At 67.6% G+C, this 16,314-nt stretch carries 26 protein-coding genes; all 26 read right to left on the bottom strand.

Annotated features, from left to right (window positions below; all coding sequences use genetic code 11):
* Positions 1-25: 25 nt before the first annotated feature.
* Positions 26-679 carry an adenylate kinase gene (locus ACN27D_RS09870; protein ID WP_013288618.1) on the bottom strand — a complete coding sequence of 218 codons (654 nt, stop codon included), beginning with the start codon at positions 677-679 and terminating at the stop codon, positions 26-28.
* Entirely contained in the window at positions 680-2,008 is a 1,329-nt protein-coding gene (gene secY / locus ACN27D_RS09875) for a preprotein translocase subunit SecY (RefSeq protein ID WP_120573088.1), read from the bottom strand. It lies immediately after the preceding gene.
* A 235-nt stretch (positions 2,009-2,243) separates the two neighbouring features.
* Positions 2,244-2,687: a 50S ribosomal protein L15 gene (rplO, locus tag ACN27D_RS09880; protein ID WP_091426377.1), complete on the bottom strand. Its 444-nt coding sequence runs from the start codon at positions 2,685-2,687 to the stop codon at positions 2,244-2,246.
* Complete coding sequence (rpmD, locus tag ACN27D_RS09885) at positions 2,687-2,869, bottom strand: 50S ribosomal protein L30 (RefSeq protein ID WP_013473693.1); 183 nt, start codon at positions 2,867-2,869, stop codon at positions 2,687-2,689. Before rpmD ends, rplO begins: the two co-directional genes overlap by 1 nt.
* Entirely contained in the window at positions 2,869-3,483 is a 615-nt protein-coding gene (rpsE, locus tag ACN27D_RS09890; protein ID WP_013288621.1) for a 30S ribosomal protein S5, read from the bottom strand. Before rpsE ends, rpmD begins: the two co-directional genes overlap by 1 nt.
* 33 nt (positions 3,484-3,516) lie before the next feature.
* The gene (gene rplR, locus ACN27D_RS09895; RefSeq protein WP_030501605.1) at positions 3,517-3,906 is read right to left on the bottom strand and encodes a 50S ribosomal protein L18; all 390 of its coding nucleotides are present in this window, start codon (positions 3,904-3,906) and stop codon (positions 3,517-3,519) included.
* The gene (gene rplF, locus ACN27D_RS09900; protein WP_073828942.1) at positions 3,903-4,445 is read right to left on the bottom strand and encodes a 50S ribosomal protein L6; all 543 of its coding nucleotides are present in this window, start codon (positions 4,443-4,445) and stop codon (positions 3,903-3,905) included. The genes rplR and rplF overlap by 4 nt, the downstream gene beginning before the upstream one ends.
* 16 nt (positions 4,446-4,461) lie before the next feature.
* Positions 4,462-4,869 carry a 30S ribosomal protein S8 gene (gene rpsH, locus ACN27D_RS09905; protein ID WP_013288624.1) on the bottom strand — a complete coding sequence of 136 codons (408 nt, stop codon included), beginning with the start codon at positions 4,867-4,869 and terminating at the stop codon, positions 4,462-4,464.
* A 98-nt stretch (positions 4,870-4,967) separates the two neighbouring features.
* Positions 4,968-5,153 carry a type Z 30S ribosomal protein S14 gene (locus ACN27D_RS09910; protein ID WP_007073023.1) on the bottom strand — a complete coding sequence of 62 codons (186 nt, stop codon included), beginning with the start codon at positions 5,151-5,153 and terminating at the stop codon, positions 4,968-4,970.
* A 1-nt stretch (position 5,154) separates the two neighbouring features.
* Entirely contained in the window at positions 5,155-5,724 is a 570-nt protein-coding gene (gene rplE, locus ACN27D_RS09915) for a 50S ribosomal protein L5 (protein ID WP_018784556.1), read from the bottom strand.
* Positions 5,724-6,044 (bottom strand): 50S ribosomal protein L24, encoded by a 321-nt coding sequence (rplX, locus tag ACN27D_RS09920; RefSeq protein ID WP_013288626.1) that lies wholly within the window; start codon positions 6,042-6,044, stop codon positions 5,724-5,726. Before rplX ends, rplE begins: the two co-directional genes overlap by 1 nt.
* A complete protein-coding gene (rplN, locus tag ACN27D_RS09925; RefSeq protein ID WP_007073026.1) occupies positions 6,041-6,409 on the bottom strand; it encodes a 50S ribosomal protein L14 in 369 nt (122 codons plus the stop codon). The genes rplX and rplN overlap by 4 nt, the downstream gene beginning before the upstream one ends.
* Positions 6,410-6,507: 98 nt before the next feature.
* Positions 6,508-6,783 carry a 30S ribosomal protein S17 gene (gene rpsQ / locus ACN27D_RS09930; protein WP_013288627.1) on the bottom strand — a complete coding sequence of 92 codons (276 nt, stop codon included), beginning with the start codon at positions 6,781-6,783 and terminating at the stop codon, positions 6,508-6,510.
* On the bottom strand, positions 6,780-7,016 hold the full coding sequence (rpmC, locus tag ACN27D_RS09935) for a 50S ribosomal protein L29 (protein ID WP_013288628.1): 237 nt from the start codon (positions 7,014-7,016) through the stop codon (positions 6,780-6,782). Before rpmC ends, rpsQ begins: the two co-directional genes overlap by 4 nt.
* Positions 7,016-7,441 carry a 50S ribosomal protein L16 gene (gene rplP / locus ACN27D_RS09940; protein ID WP_007465292.1) on the bottom strand — a complete coding sequence of 142 codons (426 nt, stop codon included), beginning with the start codon at positions 7,439-7,441 and terminating at the stop codon, positions 7,016-7,018. Before rplP ends, rpmC begins: the two co-directional genes overlap by 1 nt.
* Positions 7,442-7,444: 3 nt before the next feature.
* The gene (gene rpsC / locus ACN27D_RS09945; protein ID WP_047891645.1) at positions 7,445-8,317 is read right to left on the bottom strand and encodes a 30S ribosomal protein S3; all 873 of its coding nucleotides are present in this window, start codon (positions 8,315-8,317) and stop codon (positions 7,445-7,447) included.
* Positions 8,317-8,766, bottom strand: a complete 450-nt coding sequence (gene rplV, locus ACN27D_RS09950; RefSeq protein ID WP_013288630.1) for a 50S ribosomal protein L22 — start codon at positions 8,764-8,766, stop codon at positions 8,317-8,319. Before rplV ends, rpsC begins: the two co-directional genes overlap by 1 nt.
* 40 nt (positions 8,767-8,806) lie before the next feature.
* Positions 8,807-9,088, bottom strand: coding sequence for a 30S ribosomal protein S19 (gene rpsS, locus ACN27D_RS09955; protein WP_007073032.1), 282 nt, complete (start codon positions 9,086-9,088; stop codon positions 8,807-8,809).
* Positions 9,089-9,100: 12 nt separating this feature from the next.
* The gene (gene rplB / locus ACN27D_RS09960) at positions 9,101-9,940 is read right to left on the bottom strand and encodes a 50S ribosomal protein L2 (protein ID WP_013288631.1); all 840 of its coding nucleotides are present in this window, start codon (positions 9,938-9,940) and stop codon (positions 9,101-9,103) included.
* A 12-nt stretch (positions 9,941-9,952) separates the two neighbouring features.
* The gene (gene rplW / locus ACN27D_RS09965; protein ID WP_013288632.1) at positions 9,953-10,255 is read right to left on the bottom strand and encodes a 50S ribosomal protein L23; all 303 of its coding nucleotides are present in this window, start codon (positions 10,253-10,255) and stop codon (positions 9,953-9,955) included.
* Positions 10,252-10,917, bottom strand: coding sequence for a 50S ribosomal protein L4 (gene rplD, locus ACN27D_RS09970; RefSeq protein WP_120573087.1), 666 nt, complete (start codon positions 10,915-10,917; stop codon positions 10,252-10,254). Before rplD ends, rplW begins: the two co-directional genes overlap by 4 nt.
* Positions 10,914-11,579 (bottom strand): 50S ribosomal protein L3, encoded by a 666-nt coding sequence (gene rplC / locus ACN27D_RS09975; RefSeq protein WP_120573086.1) that lies wholly within the window; start codon positions 11,577-11,579, stop codon positions 10,914-10,916. The genes rplD and rplC overlap by 4 nt, the downstream gene beginning before the upstream one ends.
* 11 nt (positions 11,580-11,590) lie before the next feature.
* Positions 11,591-11,899 (bottom strand): 30S ribosomal protein S10, encoded by a 309-nt coding sequence (rpsJ, locus tag ACN27D_RS09980; protein WP_007073037.1) that lies wholly within the window; start codon positions 11,897-11,899, stop codon positions 11,591-11,593.
* A 355-nt stretch (positions 11,900-12,254) separates the two neighbouring features.
* Positions 12,255-13,448: an elongation factor Tu gene (tuf, locus tag ACN27D_RS09985; RefSeq protein ID WP_013288635.1), complete on the bottom strand. Its 1,194-nt coding sequence runs from the start codon at positions 13,446-13,448 to the stop codon at positions 12,255-12,257.
* Positions 13,449-13,670: 222 nt separating this feature from the next.
* The gene (gene fusA / locus ACN27D_RS09990) at positions 13,671-15,767 is read right to left on the bottom strand and encodes an elongation factor G (protein ID WP_013288636.1); all 2,097 of its coding nucleotides are present in this window, start codon (positions 15,765-15,767) and stop codon (positions 13,671-13,673) included.
* A gap of 75 nt (positions 15,768-15,842) precedes the next feature.
* Positions 15,843-16,313, bottom strand: a complete 471-nt coding sequence (gene rpsG, locus ACN27D_RS09995) for a 30S ribosomal protein S7 (RefSeq protein WP_013288637.1) — start codon at positions 16,311-16,313, stop codon at positions 15,843-15,845.
* Position 16,314 lies beyond the last annotated feature (1 nt).

Genomic DNA, 16,314 nt, shown 5'->3' on the forward strand with positions numbered 1-16,314 from the left:
CTATCCGCCGGGTGGCGGGGGGACCTCAGCCGCCGTACGAGCGCAGCGCGTCGATGGCGCGGACGGTGACGTCCTCCACCGGGCCGGTCGCGTCGATGCCCACCAGCTTGCCCTGGGCGCCGTAGTAGTCGACCAGCGGCGCGGTCTTCTCGGCGTACTCCCGCAGCCGGGCGGCGATGGTCTCCGGCTTGTCGTCGTCCCGCTGGAACAGCTCCGCGCCGCAGCGGTCGCAGACGCCCTCCCGGCTCGGCGAGTCGAACTCGACGTGCCAGATCTTGCCGCAGCCGCGGCAGGTGCGCCGGCCGGACAGGCGCCGGATCACCTCGTCGTCGTCGACGACCAGCTCCAGCACCAGGTCCAGCGCGGTGCCGAGGTCGGCGAGGAGCTTGTCCAGCGCGGCGGCCTGCGGCGTGGTCCGCGGGAAGCCGTCGAGCAGGAAGCCCTCGCTCGCGTCCGGCTCGGCGAGCCGGTCCCGCACCATGTTGATGGTGACCTCGTCCGGGACCAGCTTGCCGGCGTCCATGTACCGCTTGGCCTCGACGCCCAGCGGCGTGCCCTGGGAGACGTTCGCCCGGAAGATGTCACCGGTCGAGATCTTCGGCACCGAGAGGTGCGCGGCGACGAACTCCGCCTGTGTGCCTTTGCCCGCGCCCGGCGGGCCAACCAGAACGAGTCGCATCTACCGCAGGAACCCTTCGTAGTTCCGCTGCATGAGTTGGCTCTCGATCTGCTTCACGGTCTCCAGACCGACGCCGACCATGATGAGCACAGCGGTGCCGCCGAACGGAAAGTTCTGGAACTGCTGGTTGTCGAGCCAGATGAAGAAGAAGTTCGGCAGGATCGCGACGATGCCCAGGTAGAGCGCGCCCGGCAGGGTGATCCGGCTGAGGATGAAGTCGAGGTACTCGGCGGTCGGCTTGCCGGGGCGGATGCCCGGCACGAAGCCGCCGTACTTCTTCATGTTGTCCGCGACCTCGGTCGGGTTGAACGTGATCGACACGTAGAAGTACGTGAAGAAGATGATCAGCAGGAAGTAGATCGCGATGTGCTCCGGCGCGCTCGCCTTCACGATGTGGTTCTGGATCCACGCCTGGACCTTGCCCGGGTCGTTCTGATCGAAGAACTGGAGCGCGAGCTGCGGCAGGTAGAGCAGCGACGAGGCGAAGATGACCGGGATGACACCCGCCTGGTTCACCTTCAGCGGGATGTAGGTCGACGTGCCGCCGTACATCCGCCGGCCGATCATGCGCTTGGCGTACTGCACCGGGATGCGGCGCTGCGCCTGCTCGATGAACGTGACAGCGGTGATGACCACCAGCACCAGGGCGATGACGAGGAGGAACATCCCCCAGCCCTTGGTGGTCTTGATCTTCCAGCCCTCGCTGGGGAGGCGGGCCGCGATCGAGGTGAAGATCAGCACGGACATGCCGTTGCCGACGCCCCGGTCGGTGATCAGCTCACCGAGCCACATCACCACGCCGGTGCCGGCGGTCATGGTCATGACCAGGATGCCCAGGGTCAGCCAGTTCGGGATGCCGGTGCCCTCGGGCACGATCGGGAACTGGTCGCACTGGTTGTTGAACAGCTGGCCGGAGCGGGCCAGCGCCACGAACGCCGAGGCCTGGAGGACACCCAGGCCCAGCGTCAGGTAGCGGGTGTACTGCGTGATCTTGGCCTGCCCGGCCTGGCCCTCCTTGCGGAGCTGCTCCAGGCGCGGGATCACCACCGTCAGCAGCTGCAGGATGATCGACGCAGTGATGTAGGGCATGATGCCCAGCGCGAAGACCGAGAGCTGGAGCAGCGCGCCACCGGAGAACAGATCCAGCAGGTTGAGCACTCCCGTGCTGCCACCCTGGATCGTGTCGAGGCACTTCTGCACGTTGCCGTACGAGACGCCCGGGCTGGGCAGCGTGGCGCCCAACCGGTAGACCGCGATGATGCCTACTGTGAACAGCAGCTTCTTGCGCAGGTCAGGCGTACGGAACGCACTGAGAAAGGCGGACAGCAACTTCTTCCTCCTGCGCGACGCGGGCCGCCGGTGACGAATCCTGGCGGGGCGGGGTGGTGCCGGGCGGCATGCCCGGTATCCATGGCTGGGAACGGACTCTAACAGTCCGATCCCGGTCCGGGCAGATGTGCCCGGCTACATAAAACGAATCCGATGTTACCCGGCGCACACGTGGCCGGTAGACCATGGCGCCCGCCCAGTTGCGAACAACTGAGCGGGCGCCGTGGACATCGCCTTACAGCTCGGTGACCGAGCCACCGGCGGCGGTGATCTTCTCCTTGGCCGACGCGCTGAACGCGTGCGCCGAGACCTGGAGAGACACGCCACCGAGGTCGCCGGTGCCGAGCACCTTGACCGGGTGACCCTTGCGGACCGCGCCGGCCTCGACCAGCTCGACCGGGCCGATCTGGCCGCCGTTCGGGAACAGCTCGGCCAGGCGGTCCAGGTTGACCACCTGGAACACGACCTTGAACTTGTTCTTGAAGCCCTTCATCTTCGGCAGGCGCATGTGGATGGGCATCTGCCCACCCTCGAACGCCGGCGAGATGTTCTTCCGGGCCTTCGAACCCTTGGTACCGCGACCGGCGGTCTTGCCCTTCGAGCCCTCACCGCGACCCACACGGGTCTTGTCGGTCTTGGCACCCGGAGCCGGACGCAGGTGGTGCACCTTGATCGTCATTACTCGACCTCCTCGACCTTCACGAGGTGGTTGACCGTGAAGATCATGCCGCGGATCTCCGGCCGGTCCTCCTTGACCACCACGTCGTTGATCCGCTTGAGACCAAGGGAACGCAGCGAGTCACGCTGGTTCTTCTTGGTCCCGATCTCGGACCGGACCTGGGTGACCTTCAGGCGTGCCATCAGGACGCCACCCCCGCCCGCGACGCCAGCATGGCGGCCGGCGCGACGTCCTCGACTGGCAGACCACGACGGGCCGCGACCTGCTCCGGGGACTCGAGCCCCTTCAGGGCCGCCACCGTGGCGTGCACGATGTTGATCGGGTTGGACGAGCCGAGGCTCTTGGAGAGCACGTCGTGGATGCCCGCACACTCCAGCACGGCACGCACCGGACCACCGGCGATGACGCCCGTACCGGCGGAAGCCGGCTTGAGCAGCACCACACCGGCAGCGTCCTCGCCCGTGACCGGGTGCGGGATCGACTGACCGATCCGCGGCACCTTGAAGAAGTGCTTCTTGGCCTCCTCGACACCCTTGGCGATCGCCGCGGGCACCTCCTTGGCCTTTCCGTAGCCCACACCGACGGTGCCGTCGCCGTCGCCCACGATCACCAGGGCGGTGAAGCTGAAGCGACGACCACCCTTCACGACCTTGGCGACGCGGTTGATCGCGACGACCCGCTCGAGGTGCGGGGTCTTCTCGACGGGCGCGTTTCCGCGGCCGCCCTCACGGCGGTTGTCGCGGCGACCACCCTCGTTGCCACCGGACCCGCCGCCACGGCGCTGTTGACCTGGCATCAGCAGCCTTCCTTCTCTCTCGTGACGGGGTTTCTAGAACTCGAGCCCGGCTTCGCGGGCGGCGTCGGCAAGCGCGGCGACACGCCCCGCGTACCGGTTGCCACCGCGGTCGAAGACGACCTTCGAGACGCCGGCGGCCTTGGCACGCTCGGCGAGCAGGGCGCCGACCTTGCCGGCCAGGGCGCTCTTGTCGCCCTCGGCGCCGCGCAGCGAGGCGTCCATGGTCGAGGCCGACGCCAGGGTGTGACCCTTGGTGTCGTCCACGACCTGGGCCACCATGTGCCGCAGGGAGCGGGTGACGACGAGGCGGGGACGCTCGGCGGTGCCGCTGACGTTCTTGCGGACCCGGAAGTGCCGACGCGCACGCCCGACGGCACGCTTGGCGGCGACGCCGCGGCGGCGCTTGAGCAGCGTGGCGCTCACTTCTTACCTGCCTTTCCAGCCTTGCGGCGGATGACCTCGCCCTGGTACTTCACGCCCTTGCCCTTGTAGGGCTCCGGCGGACGGATCTTCCGGATGTTGGCGGCGACCTCGCCGACCTGCTGCTTGTCGATGCCGGCCACGTGGAACAGCGTCGGCTTCTCGACCGTGAAGGTGATGCCGTCCGGCGCCTGCACCAGGACCGGGTGCGAGAACCCGAGCGCGAACTCCAGGTCCTTGCCCTTGGCGGTCACGCGGTAACCGGTGCCGGCGATCTCCAGGCTCTTGCGGTAGCCCTCGGTGACACCGACGATCATGTTGGCCACCAGCGTACGGCTCAGGCCGTGCAGCTCCTTGGCCTTGCGCTCGTCGTTGGGCCGGTTGACGTGCAGCTCGCCGTCCTCGCCCCGCTCCGCCGTGATCGGCTCGGCCAGCACGTGGCTCAGTTCGCCCTTGGGGCCCTTGACCTTGACGGTCCGGCCGTCGATCGTGATGTCGACGCCGGCAGGCACCGGGATCGACTTACGTCCAATACGCGACATTTCTACCTGTCTCCCGTTACCAGACGAAGGCGAGGACTTCCCCGCCAACGCTCCGCTTGCGGGCCTGCCGGTCGGTGAGCAGCCCCTGGGACGTCGAAATGATCGCCACGCCCAGCCCGCCGAGCACCCGCGGGAGCCCGTCCGACTTGGCGTACACCCGGAGACCGGGCTTGGACACGCGCTTGATGCCGGCCAGGCTCCGCTCGCGGTTCTGGCCGTACTTCAGCTCGACGACCAGTCGCTTGCCGACGGCGCCCTCCTCGGGCTCCTCGACCGACCAGGTGGCGATGTAGCCCTCGGCCTTGAGGACCTCGGCGATGTTCGCCTTGATCTTCGAGTAGGGCATCGTCACCCGGTCGTGGTACGCCTGGTTGGCGTTACGCAGACGCGTGAGCATGTCTGCGATCGGGTCGGTCATCGTCATGAAAACTCGTCAACCTTTCTCGCCGGGGTTCCCCGGGCCAGGCCCGGGGCCTACGGCGAAGAGACAGTTCAGCTGACGCGCCGGAGCGCGCCGGGCTATTACCAGGAAGCCTTGGACACGCCGGGCAGCTCACCGCGGTGGGCCATCTCCCGGATGCACACCCGGCAGAGACCGAACTTGCGGTAGACCGCCTTCGGACGCCCGCACCGCTGGCAGCGGGTGTACGCGCGAACCGAGAACTTCGGCTTCGCGGCCGCCTTGAGGATCAGCGCCTTCTTGGCCATCTCAGTTCTCCTTGAACGGGAAGCCCAGGAGCTTGAGCAGCGCCCGGCCCTCGTCGTCGGTCGTGGCGGTCGTGACCACCGTGATGTCCATGCCCCGCTGGCGATCGATCTTGTCCTGATCGATCTCGTGGAACACCGACTGCTCGGTCAGGCCGAACGTGTAGTTGCCGTGCCCGTCGAGCTTGCGCCCGTCCAGGCCGCGGAAGTCACGGATACGCGGCAGCGCGATCGAGAGCAGCCGGTCCAGGAACTCCCACATCCGGTCGCCGCGAAGGGTGACCTTCGCGCCGATCGGCATGCCCTCGCGGAGCTTGAACTGCGCGATGGACTTGGTGGCCCGCCGGACCTGCGGCTTCTGGCCGGTGATGGTGGCCAGGTCGCGGACGGCCCCGTCGATCAGCTTGGCGTCGCGAGCGGCCTCGCCGACACCCATGTTGACGACGATCTTGACCAGCCGCGGCACCTGCATCGGGTTGGCGAACTCGAACTGCTTCTGCAGCTCGGCCACCACCTCGTTGCGGTACCGCTCCTTGAGGCGCGGCAGGGTCTTGGTTTCGGTAGCCGTGGTCATCAGAGGTCCTTACCGGTGCTACGCGCGATGCGGACCTTCTGGCCGTTGTCGTCGATCCGGTAGCCGACGCGGGTCGGCTTGCCGTCGGAGTCCAGGACCATCACGTTCGAGACGTGGATCGGGGCCTCCTGGGTGACGATGCCACCGGTCTTGGCGCCACGCTGGGTGGTGCTGATACGGGTGTGCTTCTTGACCCGGTTCACGCCCTCGACCAGGACCTTGTCCTGCCGCGGGTAGGCCGCGATGACCTTGCCCTTGGCACCCTTGTCCTTGCCGGCGATGACGACGACCGTGTCGCCCTTCTTGACCTTCACGGTCACAACACCTCCGGCGCGAGAGAGATGATCTTCATGAACCGCTTGTCCCGCAGCTCCCGGCCCACCGGGCCGAAGATACGGGTACCGCGCGGGTCCCCACCGTCCTTGATGATGACGGCGGCGTTCTCGTCGAAGCGGATGTACGACCCGTCCGGCCGCCGCTTCTCCTTGGCGGTCCGAACGACGACGGCCTTGACGACGTCGCCCTTCTTCACACCGGCACCGGGGATCGCGTCCTTGACGGTCGCCACGATGACGTCGCCGATGCTCGCGTAGCGCCGACCGGAGCCGCCGAGCACCCGGATGCACAGGATCTCCCGGGCACCCGTGTTGTCGGCGACGCGCAGTCGCGACTCCTGCTGAATCACGTCTATCTCCTATGTCTGCCGGTTCTCCGGCCGCTCGGGGCGGCCGGAGCCTGGCGGAACCTGCGCCCGACCGAGACCCGGCCGAGCTCGAGCCTTCGCTACTTGGCCTTCTCGAGGATCTCCACGAGCCGCCAGCGCTTGGTGGCGGACAGCGGCCGGGTCTCCATGATCAGGACCCGGTCGCCGATGCCGGCCGAGTTCTGCTCGTCGTGCACCTTCAGCTTGCTCGTACGGCGCATGATCTTGCCGTACAGCGCGTGCTTGACGCGGTCCTCGACCTCGACCACGACGGTCTTGTCCATCTTGTCGCTGACCACGAGGCCCTCGCGGACCTTGCGGCGGGACCGCGCGGGGGCGGTGGTGTTCTCACTCATGATGCAGTCACCTCAGTCGGCGCGGCCGAGAGACCCAGCTCACGCTCACGCATGATCGTGTAGATCCGGGCGATCTCCCGACGGATGACCTGCAGCCGCCGGTTGTTGTCCAGCTGCCCGGTTGCGGCCTGCACGCGGAGGTTGAACAGCTCCGCCTTCGCCTCGCGCAACTTCGTGACCAGCTCCTCCTCGGAGAGCTCACGCAGCTCGGAGGGCTTGACGCCCGCTGCCATCAGGATTCACCCACTTCGCGCGTAACAATGCGGCACTTCATCGGGAGCTTGTGGATCGCGCGACGCATCGCCTCTCGCGCGATCTGCTCGTTGGGGAAGGACATCTCGAAGAGAACCCGCCCCGGCTTCACGTTGGCGACCCACCACTCGGGCGAACCCTTACCGGAACCCATCCGGGTCTCGGCCGGCTTCTTGGTGAGGGCCTGGTCCGGGAAGATCGTGATCCAGACCTTGCCGCCACGCTTGATGTGGCGGGTCATCGCGATACGCGCCGACTCGATCTGGCGGTTGGTCACGTACGCCGGCTCGAGAGCCTGGATCCCGAACTCGCCGAACACCACCCGGTTACCACCCTTGGACGCGCCACTGCGGTCCGGGTGGTGCGGCTTGCGGAAGCCCTTCGGGGGCTTGCGCGGCATCAGCATCTGTCAGCCCTCCTGCTGCGTTTCTGCCGGCTGGGTCGCGGCTGCGGCGACAGCGCTGCTGTCGACCGGCTCACCGGCCGGCGTCTCCGCCTGCTGCGCGATGGTGGTCGCGGCAGCCCGGCCGGCCTCGGTGCCACCGGCGGTCGTACCGGACGAGCCCGAGCGGCCACGGCGCGGCCGGTCCGGCCGGTCGCCACGGTCGCGGCGCGGGCCGCGCGACGGGGCGGCCTCGGCCGGGGCCTCGCGGCCCGGGACGGCGTCGCCCTTGTAGATCCAGACCTTCACGCCGATCCGGCCGAAGGTGGTACGGGCCTCGAAGAAGCCGTACTCGATGTTGGCCCGCAGCGTGTGCAGCGGAACCCGGCCCTCGCGGTAGAACTCGGTCCGGCTCATCTCGGCGCCGCCCAGACGGCCCGAGACCTGAACCCGGATGCCCTTGCAGGCGGGGTTCTTCATCGCGGACTGCATCGCCTTGCGCATGGCCCGACGGAAGCTGACCCGGCTGGACAGCTGCTCGGCGACGCCCTGGGCGACCAGCTGCGCGTCCGACTCGGGGTTCTTCACCTCGATGATGTTCAGCTGGACCTGCTTGCCGGTGAGCTTCTCCAGCTCGCCGCGGATCCGGTCGGCCTCCGCACCCTTACGGCCGATGACGATGCCCGGCCGGGCGGTGTGGATGTCGACGCGGACCCGGTCACGGGTGCGCTCGATGTCGACCTTGGAGATGCCGGCGCGCTCGAGGCCCTTGGACATCATCCGGCGGATCTTGACATCCTCGCCGATGTAGTCCTTGTAGAGCTTGTCCGCGAACCAGCGGGACTTCCAGTCGGTCGAGATGCCGAGCCGGAACCCGGTCGGGTGAACCTTCTGACCCATTACTCGGCACCCTCCGTCGTGCTCTGCTCCTCAGCGGCCGGCTTGGCCGGAGCGGCCTTCTTCGCCGACTTCTTCGGCGTGGCCGCCGCAACCGCCTCGACCGCCACGGTGATGTGGCAGGTGCGCTTGCGGATCCGGTACGCCCGGCCCTGCGCCCGCGGCCGGAACCGCTTCATGGTCGGGCCCTCGTCGACGAACGCCTCACTGACGAGCAGCGCGTCGGGGTCCAGCCGCTCGTTGTTCTCCGCGTTGGCGATCGCGCTCGCGAGCACCTTGTACACCTGCTCGCTCGCAGCCTGCGGCGCGAACTGCAGCACCGTGAGCGCCTCCTTCGCGGGCAGGCCGCGGACGAGGTTGACCACCCGGCGCGCCTTCATCGGCGAGATGCGCACGTGCCGCGCAACCGCCCGCGCGCCCGGAAGCACCGGAGCGTCGCCCTTTCCTGGCATCGCTGTAACCCCTTGTTCCTCTATCCGTATGCCCGCGGCGTCAGCGCCGGCGGCTCTTCCGGTCGTCCTTCTCGTGACCCTTGAACGTGCGGGTCAGCGCGAACTCGCCGAGCTTGTGCCCGACCATGGCCTCGGTCACGAAAACCGGGACGTGCTTGCGTCCGTCGTGCACGGCGATCGTGTGACCCAGCATCTCCGGGATGATCGTCGAGCGCCGCGACCAGGTCTTGATGACGTTCTTCGAGCCCTTGTCGTTCTGCGTCTCCACCTTCTTGAGCAGGTGGTCGTCGACGAACGGGCCCTTCTTCAGGCTGCGAGGCATGTCTTATCTCCCTCAGCCGCGCTTACGCGTGGCGTAGCGGCGGCGGACGATCAGCCGGTCGCTCGGCTGGCCCTTACGACGGGTGCGGCCCTCGGGCTTACCCTGCGGGTTGACCGGGTGGCGACCACCGGAGGTCTTACCCTCACCACCACCGTGCGGGTGGTCGACCGGGTTCATCGCGACACCACGGACGGTCGGGCGCTTGCCCTTCCACCGCATACGGCCGGCCTTACCCCAGTTGATGTTCGACTGGTCGGCGTTGCCGATCTCGCCGATGCTGGCGCGGCAGCGCACGTCCACACGCCGGATCTCACCGGACGGCATACGCAGGGTCGCGTACGCGCCCTCACGGCCGAGCAGCTGGATGCCGACGCCGGCCGAGCGGGCCAGCTTGGCGCCGCCGCCCGGACGCAGCTCCACGTTGTGGATGGTGGTACCGACCGGGATGTTGCGCAGCGGCAGGTTGTTGCCCGGCTTGATGTCGGCGCCCGGACCGGACTCGACGCGGTCGCCCTGCTTCAGGTCCTTCGGCGCGATGATGTAGCGCTTCTCGCCGTCGGCGTAGTGCAGCAGCGCGATGCGCGCGGTGCGGTTCGGGTCGTACTCGATGTGGGCGACCTTCGCCGGCACGCCGTCCTTGTCGACCCGCTTGAAGTCGATCAGACGGTACTGGCGCTTGTGGCCGCCACCGTGGTGCCGCGTGGTGATCCGGCCGTGGGCGTTGCGTCCGCCCTTCTTCGGCAGCGGAGCCAGCAGCGACTTCTCGGGCGTCGACCGGGTGATCTCGGCGAAGTCGGCAACGCTCGAGCCACGCCGGCCCGGCGTCGTCGGCTTGTACTTACGGATAGCCATTGTCTACACCCCTCAGCTGACCGGGCCGCCGAAGGCCTCGATACGGTCACCGTCAGCCAGCTTCACCATCGCGCGCTTGGTGTCCTTGCGCTTGCCGAACCCGGTACGGGTCCGCTTGCGCTTGCCCTCGCGGTTGAGCGTGTTGACCGTCAGGACGCGGACGTTGAAGATCTGCTGGATAGCGATCTTGATCTCGGTCTTGTTGGCGTCCGGGTGCACCAGGAAGGTGTACCAGTTGCGGTTCAGCTCGCTGTAGCTCTTCTCCGAGACGACCGGCGCGACGATGACGTCACGCGGATCGGCGATCGTGCTCACTTGCCATCCTCCTCGGTGGTCTCGGCGGGAACGCCCAGGAACTCGTCCAGGGCCTCCTTGGTGAAGACCACGTCGTCGGCCACCAGCACGTCGTAGGTGTTGAGCTGGCCGGCCTCGATCAGGTGCACCCGGCTGTCCTGCGTGTTGCGCAGGTTCCGCAGCGACACCCAGTTCAGCTCGTCGGTGCTGCTCAGCACGACCAGGACCCGACGGGCCTGGGTCAGCTTGGTCAGCGTGGCCAGGGCCGCCTTGGTGGACGGCTTCTCACCCGAGACGAACGCCTCGACGACGTGCACCTGGCCGGCGCGGGCCCGGTCGGAGAGGGCGCCACGCAGGGCGGCGGCCTTCATCTTCTTCGGGGTGCGCTGGCTGTAGTCGCGCGGCACCGGGCCGTGGACCACGCCGCCGCCGGCGAACTGCGGCGCGCGGGTCGAGCCCTGGCGGGCACGACCGGTGCCCTTCTGCTTGTACGGCTTCTTGCCTCCACCGGAGACCTCGCCGCGGGTCTTCGTCTTGTGCGTACCCTGACGGGCCGCCGCGAGCTGGGCCACCACGACCTGGTGCATCAGGGCGATGTTGGCCTGCGCGTCGAAGATGTCGGCCGGCAGCTCGACGGAGCCGCTCTTGGCGCCTTCGACGTTGATCACGTCAACGGTGGTCACTTGGCCGCACCGCCCTTCTTCACCTTCGCCTTGGCCGCAGTGCGGACCAGGACCAGCGCGCCCTTCGGGCCCGGGATGGCGCCGCGGACGAGCAGGAGGTTGTTCTCGGTGTCGACCGCCTGGACGGTCAGGTTCTGGACGGTGTAGCGCACGCCACCCATCCGGCCCGCCATCCGGGTGCCCTTGAAGACGCGACCCGGGGTCGCGCAGGCGCCGATCGAGCCGGGCGAGCGGTGCTTGCGCTCGACACCGTGGCTGGCACGCAGACCGTGGAAGCCGTGCCGCTTCATCGGGCCGGCGTAGCCCTTGCCCTTGGTCTTGCCGGTCACGTCGATCACGACGCCGGCCGGGAACTCCTCGACCGTGACCTCCTGGCCCGGCGCGTAGTCCGCGGCGTCGGAGGTGCGCAGCTCGACGATGTGCCGGCGCGGCGCGACGTCCGCCTTGGCGTAGTGGCCGGCTACCGGCTTCTTGACCTTGCGCGGGTCGATGACCCCGTACGCCAGCTGGACCGCGGAGTAGCCGTCCTTGTCGGCGCTACGAACCTGGCTCACGACGCACGGGCCGGCCTGAACCACGGTCACGGGCACAACCTTGTTGTTGTCCCAGACCTGGGTCATGCCGAGCTTGGCGCCCAGGATCCCCTTGACTTGCCTGTCCATTTGTCCGGTCCCTACAGCTTGATCTCGATGTCGACGCCAGCCGGCAGGTCGAGGCGCATGAGCGAGTCGACCGTCTTCGGGGTCGGGTCGATGATGTCGATCAGACGCTTGTGCGTACGCATCTCGAAGTGCTCGCGCGAGTCCTTGTACTTGTGCGGCGAGCGGATGACGCAGAAACGGTTGATCTCCGTGGGCAGCGGCACCGGGCCAGCGACCTGCGCCCCGGTACGCGTCACCGTCTCGACGATCTTCCGAGCCGAGGAGTCGACGACCTCGTGGTCATAGGCCTTGAGCCGGATGCGGATCTTCTGTCCCGCCATGGTGGCTTCTGTTCCTTCTCTCGATGCCGCTGTGTTGCGGGCGCCTGTACCGGCTGGCACAGGCCCACTTCCGCCGACCCCCGCGGTCGGGCGTGTCGCGCCCGTGGGCCAGGCTCCGCCCCGGGACTCCGGAGCGATTCTCTGACCACGCGGTGGGTCATGGCGCCGATCGCGGGGACCGCGACCTGGACGCCGCGCGAGGGTGGTTGACCGCCGATGGCGGCCAACCACCCTACGCGAGACAGTCTGACTCCCGGAGGTCCAGCGTCAACCGGACGCAGGTGACCGACTGTCGTTACGCAACCTGACTAGTATGCCGCACGACCGGCGGCAACGCTAATCGGGGTTACCCAGCTCACTTGATGATCTTGGTGACGCGACCCGCGCCGACCGTACGACCACCCTCGCGGATCGCGAACTTCAGGTTCTCCTCCATGGCGATGGGCTGGATCAGCTTCACCGTCATCGAGGTGTTGTCGCCCGGCATGACCATCTCGGTGCCCTCGGGCAGCGTGACGACGCCGGTGACGTCCGTGGTCCGGAAGTAGAACTGCGGGCGGTAGTTCTGGAAGAACGGGGTGTGCCGGCCGCCCTCCTCCTTGGAGAGGATGTAGACCGTCGCCTCGAACTCCGTGTGCGGGGTCGTGGTGCCCGGCTTGATGACGACCATGCCGCGCTCGACGTCCTCGCGCTTGATGCCGCGCAGCAGCAGACCGACGTTCTCACCCGCGCGGGCCTCGTCGAGCAGCTTGCGGAACATCTCGATGCCGGTGCAGGTGGTCTTCATCGACTTCTCACGGATGCCGACGATCTCCACCTCCTCGTTCGGCTTGAGGATGCCGCGCTCGGCGCGACCGGTGACCACGGTGCCGCGACCGGTGATGGTGAAGACGTCCTCGATGGGCATGAGGAACGGCTTCTCGGTCTCGCGCTCCGGCTGCGGGATCGCGGTGTCCACGGCGTTCATCAGGTCCAGGAGCTTCCCGGTCCACTCCGGGTCGCCCTCCAGGGCCTTCAGCGCCGAGACCCGGACGACCGGCAGGTCGTCACCCGGGTACTCCTGCGAGGAGAGCAGCTCACGGACCTCGAGCTCGACGAGCTCCAGGAGCTCCTCGTCGTCGACCATGTCGCTCTTGTTGAGCGCCACGACGATGTACGGCACACCGACCTGACGGGCCAGCAGCACGTGCTCGCGGGTCTGCGGCATCGGGCCGTCGGTCGCCGCCACCACCAGGATCGCGCCGTCCATCTGCGCGGCACCGGTGATCATGTTCTTGATGTAGTCGGCGTGACCGGGGCAGTCGACGTGCGCGTAGTGACGCGCCTCGGTCTGGTACTCGACGTGCGCGATGGAGATCGTGATGCCGCGGGCCTTCTCCTCCGGCGCCTTGTCGATCTCGTCGAACGGCGTGTACGGGTTCAGGTCCGGGTACTGGTCGTGCAGGACCTTGGTGATGGCCGCCGTCAGCGTCGTCTTACCGTGGTCGATGTGACCAATGGTGCCGATGTTGACGTGCGGCTTAGTCCGCTCGAACTTCGCCTTCGCCACTGGTGTCCTCCTGTGGACTTTCTTGGTTCGTTCGCCCGGCGCGCCGTGCGGCGCTTAGGACTCTGTCGACAGCCTTTCCGGCCGGAAGGCCGGAGAGCTTTTGTGGGTTCTGCGGCGATGAAGCCTACAGGCCCGGTCTCACACAATCCGATCGAGGTGGCCGCGGGCGGGAGAACCCTCCCGCGACCGCCCTCGCGTCATCGGATCAGCCGAGGGTGAGTGTCACTCACCCGTCGCCTTGGCGATGATCTCCTTGGCCACCGAGTTCGGAACCTCGGCGTAGGAGTCGAACTGCATGCTGTAGCTAGCCCGGCCCTGGGTCTTCGACCGCAGGTCGCCGACGTAGCCGAACATCTCCGACAGCGGCACCAGGGCCCGGACGACGCGAGCGCCGCTGCGCTCCTCCATCGCCTGGATGATGCCACGCCGGGAGTTGAGGTCGCCGATGACGTCACCCATGTTCTCCTCAGGAGTGGTGACCTCAACGGCCATCATCGGCTCGAGGAGAGCGGGGTCGGCCTTGCGGGCCGCCTCCTTCATCGCCATCGAGCCGGCGATCTTGAACGCCATTTCCGACGAGTCGACCTCGTGGTACTGGCCGTCCACCAGGGTGAGCTTGACGCCCACCAGGGGGAAGCCAGCGAGGATGCCGTACTGCATGGCGTCCTGCGCGCCCGCGTCCACCGAGGGGATGAACTCCCGGGGGATGCGGCCACCGGTCACGGCGTTGGCGAACTCGTACGTCGGGGCGTCGTTGCCCAGCGGCAGCGGCTCCACGCTGATGATCACGCGGGCGTACTGGCCGGAACCACCGGTCTGCTTCTTGTGGGTGTACTCGACCTTCTCCACCTTGCGGCGGATGGTCTCGCGGTACGCCACCTGCGGCTTACCGATGTTCGCCTCGACGTTGAACTCGCGGCGCATCCGGTCGACCAGGATGTCCAGGTGCAGCTCGCCCATGCCGGAGATGACCGTCTGACCGGTCTGGTCGTCCAGCTTGACGCGGAAGGTCGGGTCCTCCTCGGCCAGCCGCTGGATGGCGGTGCTGAGCTTCTCCTGGTCGGCCTTGGTCTTCGGCTCGATGGCCACCTCGATGACCGGCTCCGGGAAGGTCATCGACTCCAGGATGACCGGGTTCGCCGGGTCGCACAGCGTGTCACCGGTGGTGGTCTGCTTCAGACCCTGCACCGCGATGATGTCGCCGGCCTGGGCGGAGCTGCGCTCCTCCCGCTTGTTGGCGTGCATCTGGTAGATCTTGCCGATCCGCTCCTTGCGGTCCTTGGTGGAGTTGATCACCTGAGAACCGGACTCGAGCGTGCCGGAGTAGATCCGGACGTACGTCAGCTTGCCGAGGTGCTTGTCGGTCTGGATCTTGAAGGCCAGGCCGGAGAACGGCTCGGAGACCGAGGGCTTCCGCTGCAGCGGGGTCTCGCCGTCGGTGGCCGTACCCTCGATCGCCGGGATGTCCAGCGGCGAGGGCAGGTACGCGACGACCGCGTCCAGCATCGGCTGGATGCCCTTGTTCTTGAAGGCGGTACCGGTGAGGACCGGGTTGGCCTTGCCGGCGATGGTGGACCGGCGGATGGCGGCCTTGATCTCGTCGACCGAGATCTCCTCGCCCTCGAGGTACTTCTCCATCACCGAGTCGTCGACGTCGGCGAGGGTCTCCATCAGCTTCTCGCGCCACTCGGCGGCCGAGTCGGCGAGGTCGGCCGGGATCTCCTCGACCGCGTAGTCCTCACCCTTCTGGGTCTCGCCGCGCCAGGTCAGCGCACGCATCTCGACCAGGTCGACCACGCCGATGAAGTCGGACTCGGCGCCGATCGGGATCTGGAGGACCAGCGGGGTGGCGTTGAGCCGGTCGATCATCATCTGCACGCAGCGGAAGAAGTCGGCGCCGGTCCGGTCGAGCTTGTTGACGAAGCACATCCGGGGGACGTTGTACTTGTCCGCCTGCCGCCAGACGTTCTCCGTCTGGGGCTCCACGCCGGCCACGCCGTCGTAGACCGCGACCGCACCGTCCAGAACACGCAGCGACCGCTCGACCTCGACCGTGAAGTCGACGTGGCCGGGCGTGTCGATGATCTGGATCGTGTGGCCCTTCCACTCGCACTTGGTGGCGGCGGAAGTGATGGTGATACCGCGCTCCTGCTCCTGCTCCATCCAGTCCATGACGGCGGCGCCCTCGTGGACCTCACCGATCTTGTACGTGATGCCGGTGTAGAACAGGATTCGCTCGGTGGTAGTGGTCTTACCGGCATCGATGTGGGCCATGATGCCGATGTTGCGTACGTTGGCGAGCGCGTCTGCGGCGGCCACTTCAATCCCTACTTATCGTCGTCTCGACACAACTGGTGGCGGTTCCGGCGCCGGTGGGCGCCGGAACCTCAGGTGTTACCAGCGGTAGTGCGCGAAGGCCTTGTTGGACTCGGCCATCTTGTGCGTGTCCTCACGCCGCTTGACGGCGGCGCCGAGGCCGTTGCTCGCGTCCAGCAGCTCGTTCATCAGCCGCTCGACCATGGTCTTCTCACGCCGGGCCCGGGAGTAGGTCACCAGCCAGCGCAGACCGAGCGTGGTCGCACGGGACGGCCGGACCTCGACCGGAACCTGGTAGGTGGCGCCACCGACACGGCGGCTGCGCACCTCGAGGGTCGGCTTGACGTTGTCCATCGCGCGCTTGAGCGTGACGACGGGGTCGGTGCCGGACTTCTCGCGGCAGCCCTCCAGGGCGGCGTACACGATGCGCTCGGCGAGCTGACGCTTGCCGCGCAGCAGGATCTTGTTCACCAGCTGGGTGACCAGGGGCGAGTTGTACACCGGGTCAGCGACCAGCGGCTTCCGCGGAGCGGGTCCCTTACGCGGCATG

This window comes from Micromonospora sp. WMMD1274 (assembly GCF_049179035.1).
Lineage (GTDB): Bacteria > Actinomycetota > Actinomycetes > Mycobacteriales > Micromonosporaceae > Micromonospora > Micromonospora tulbaghiae.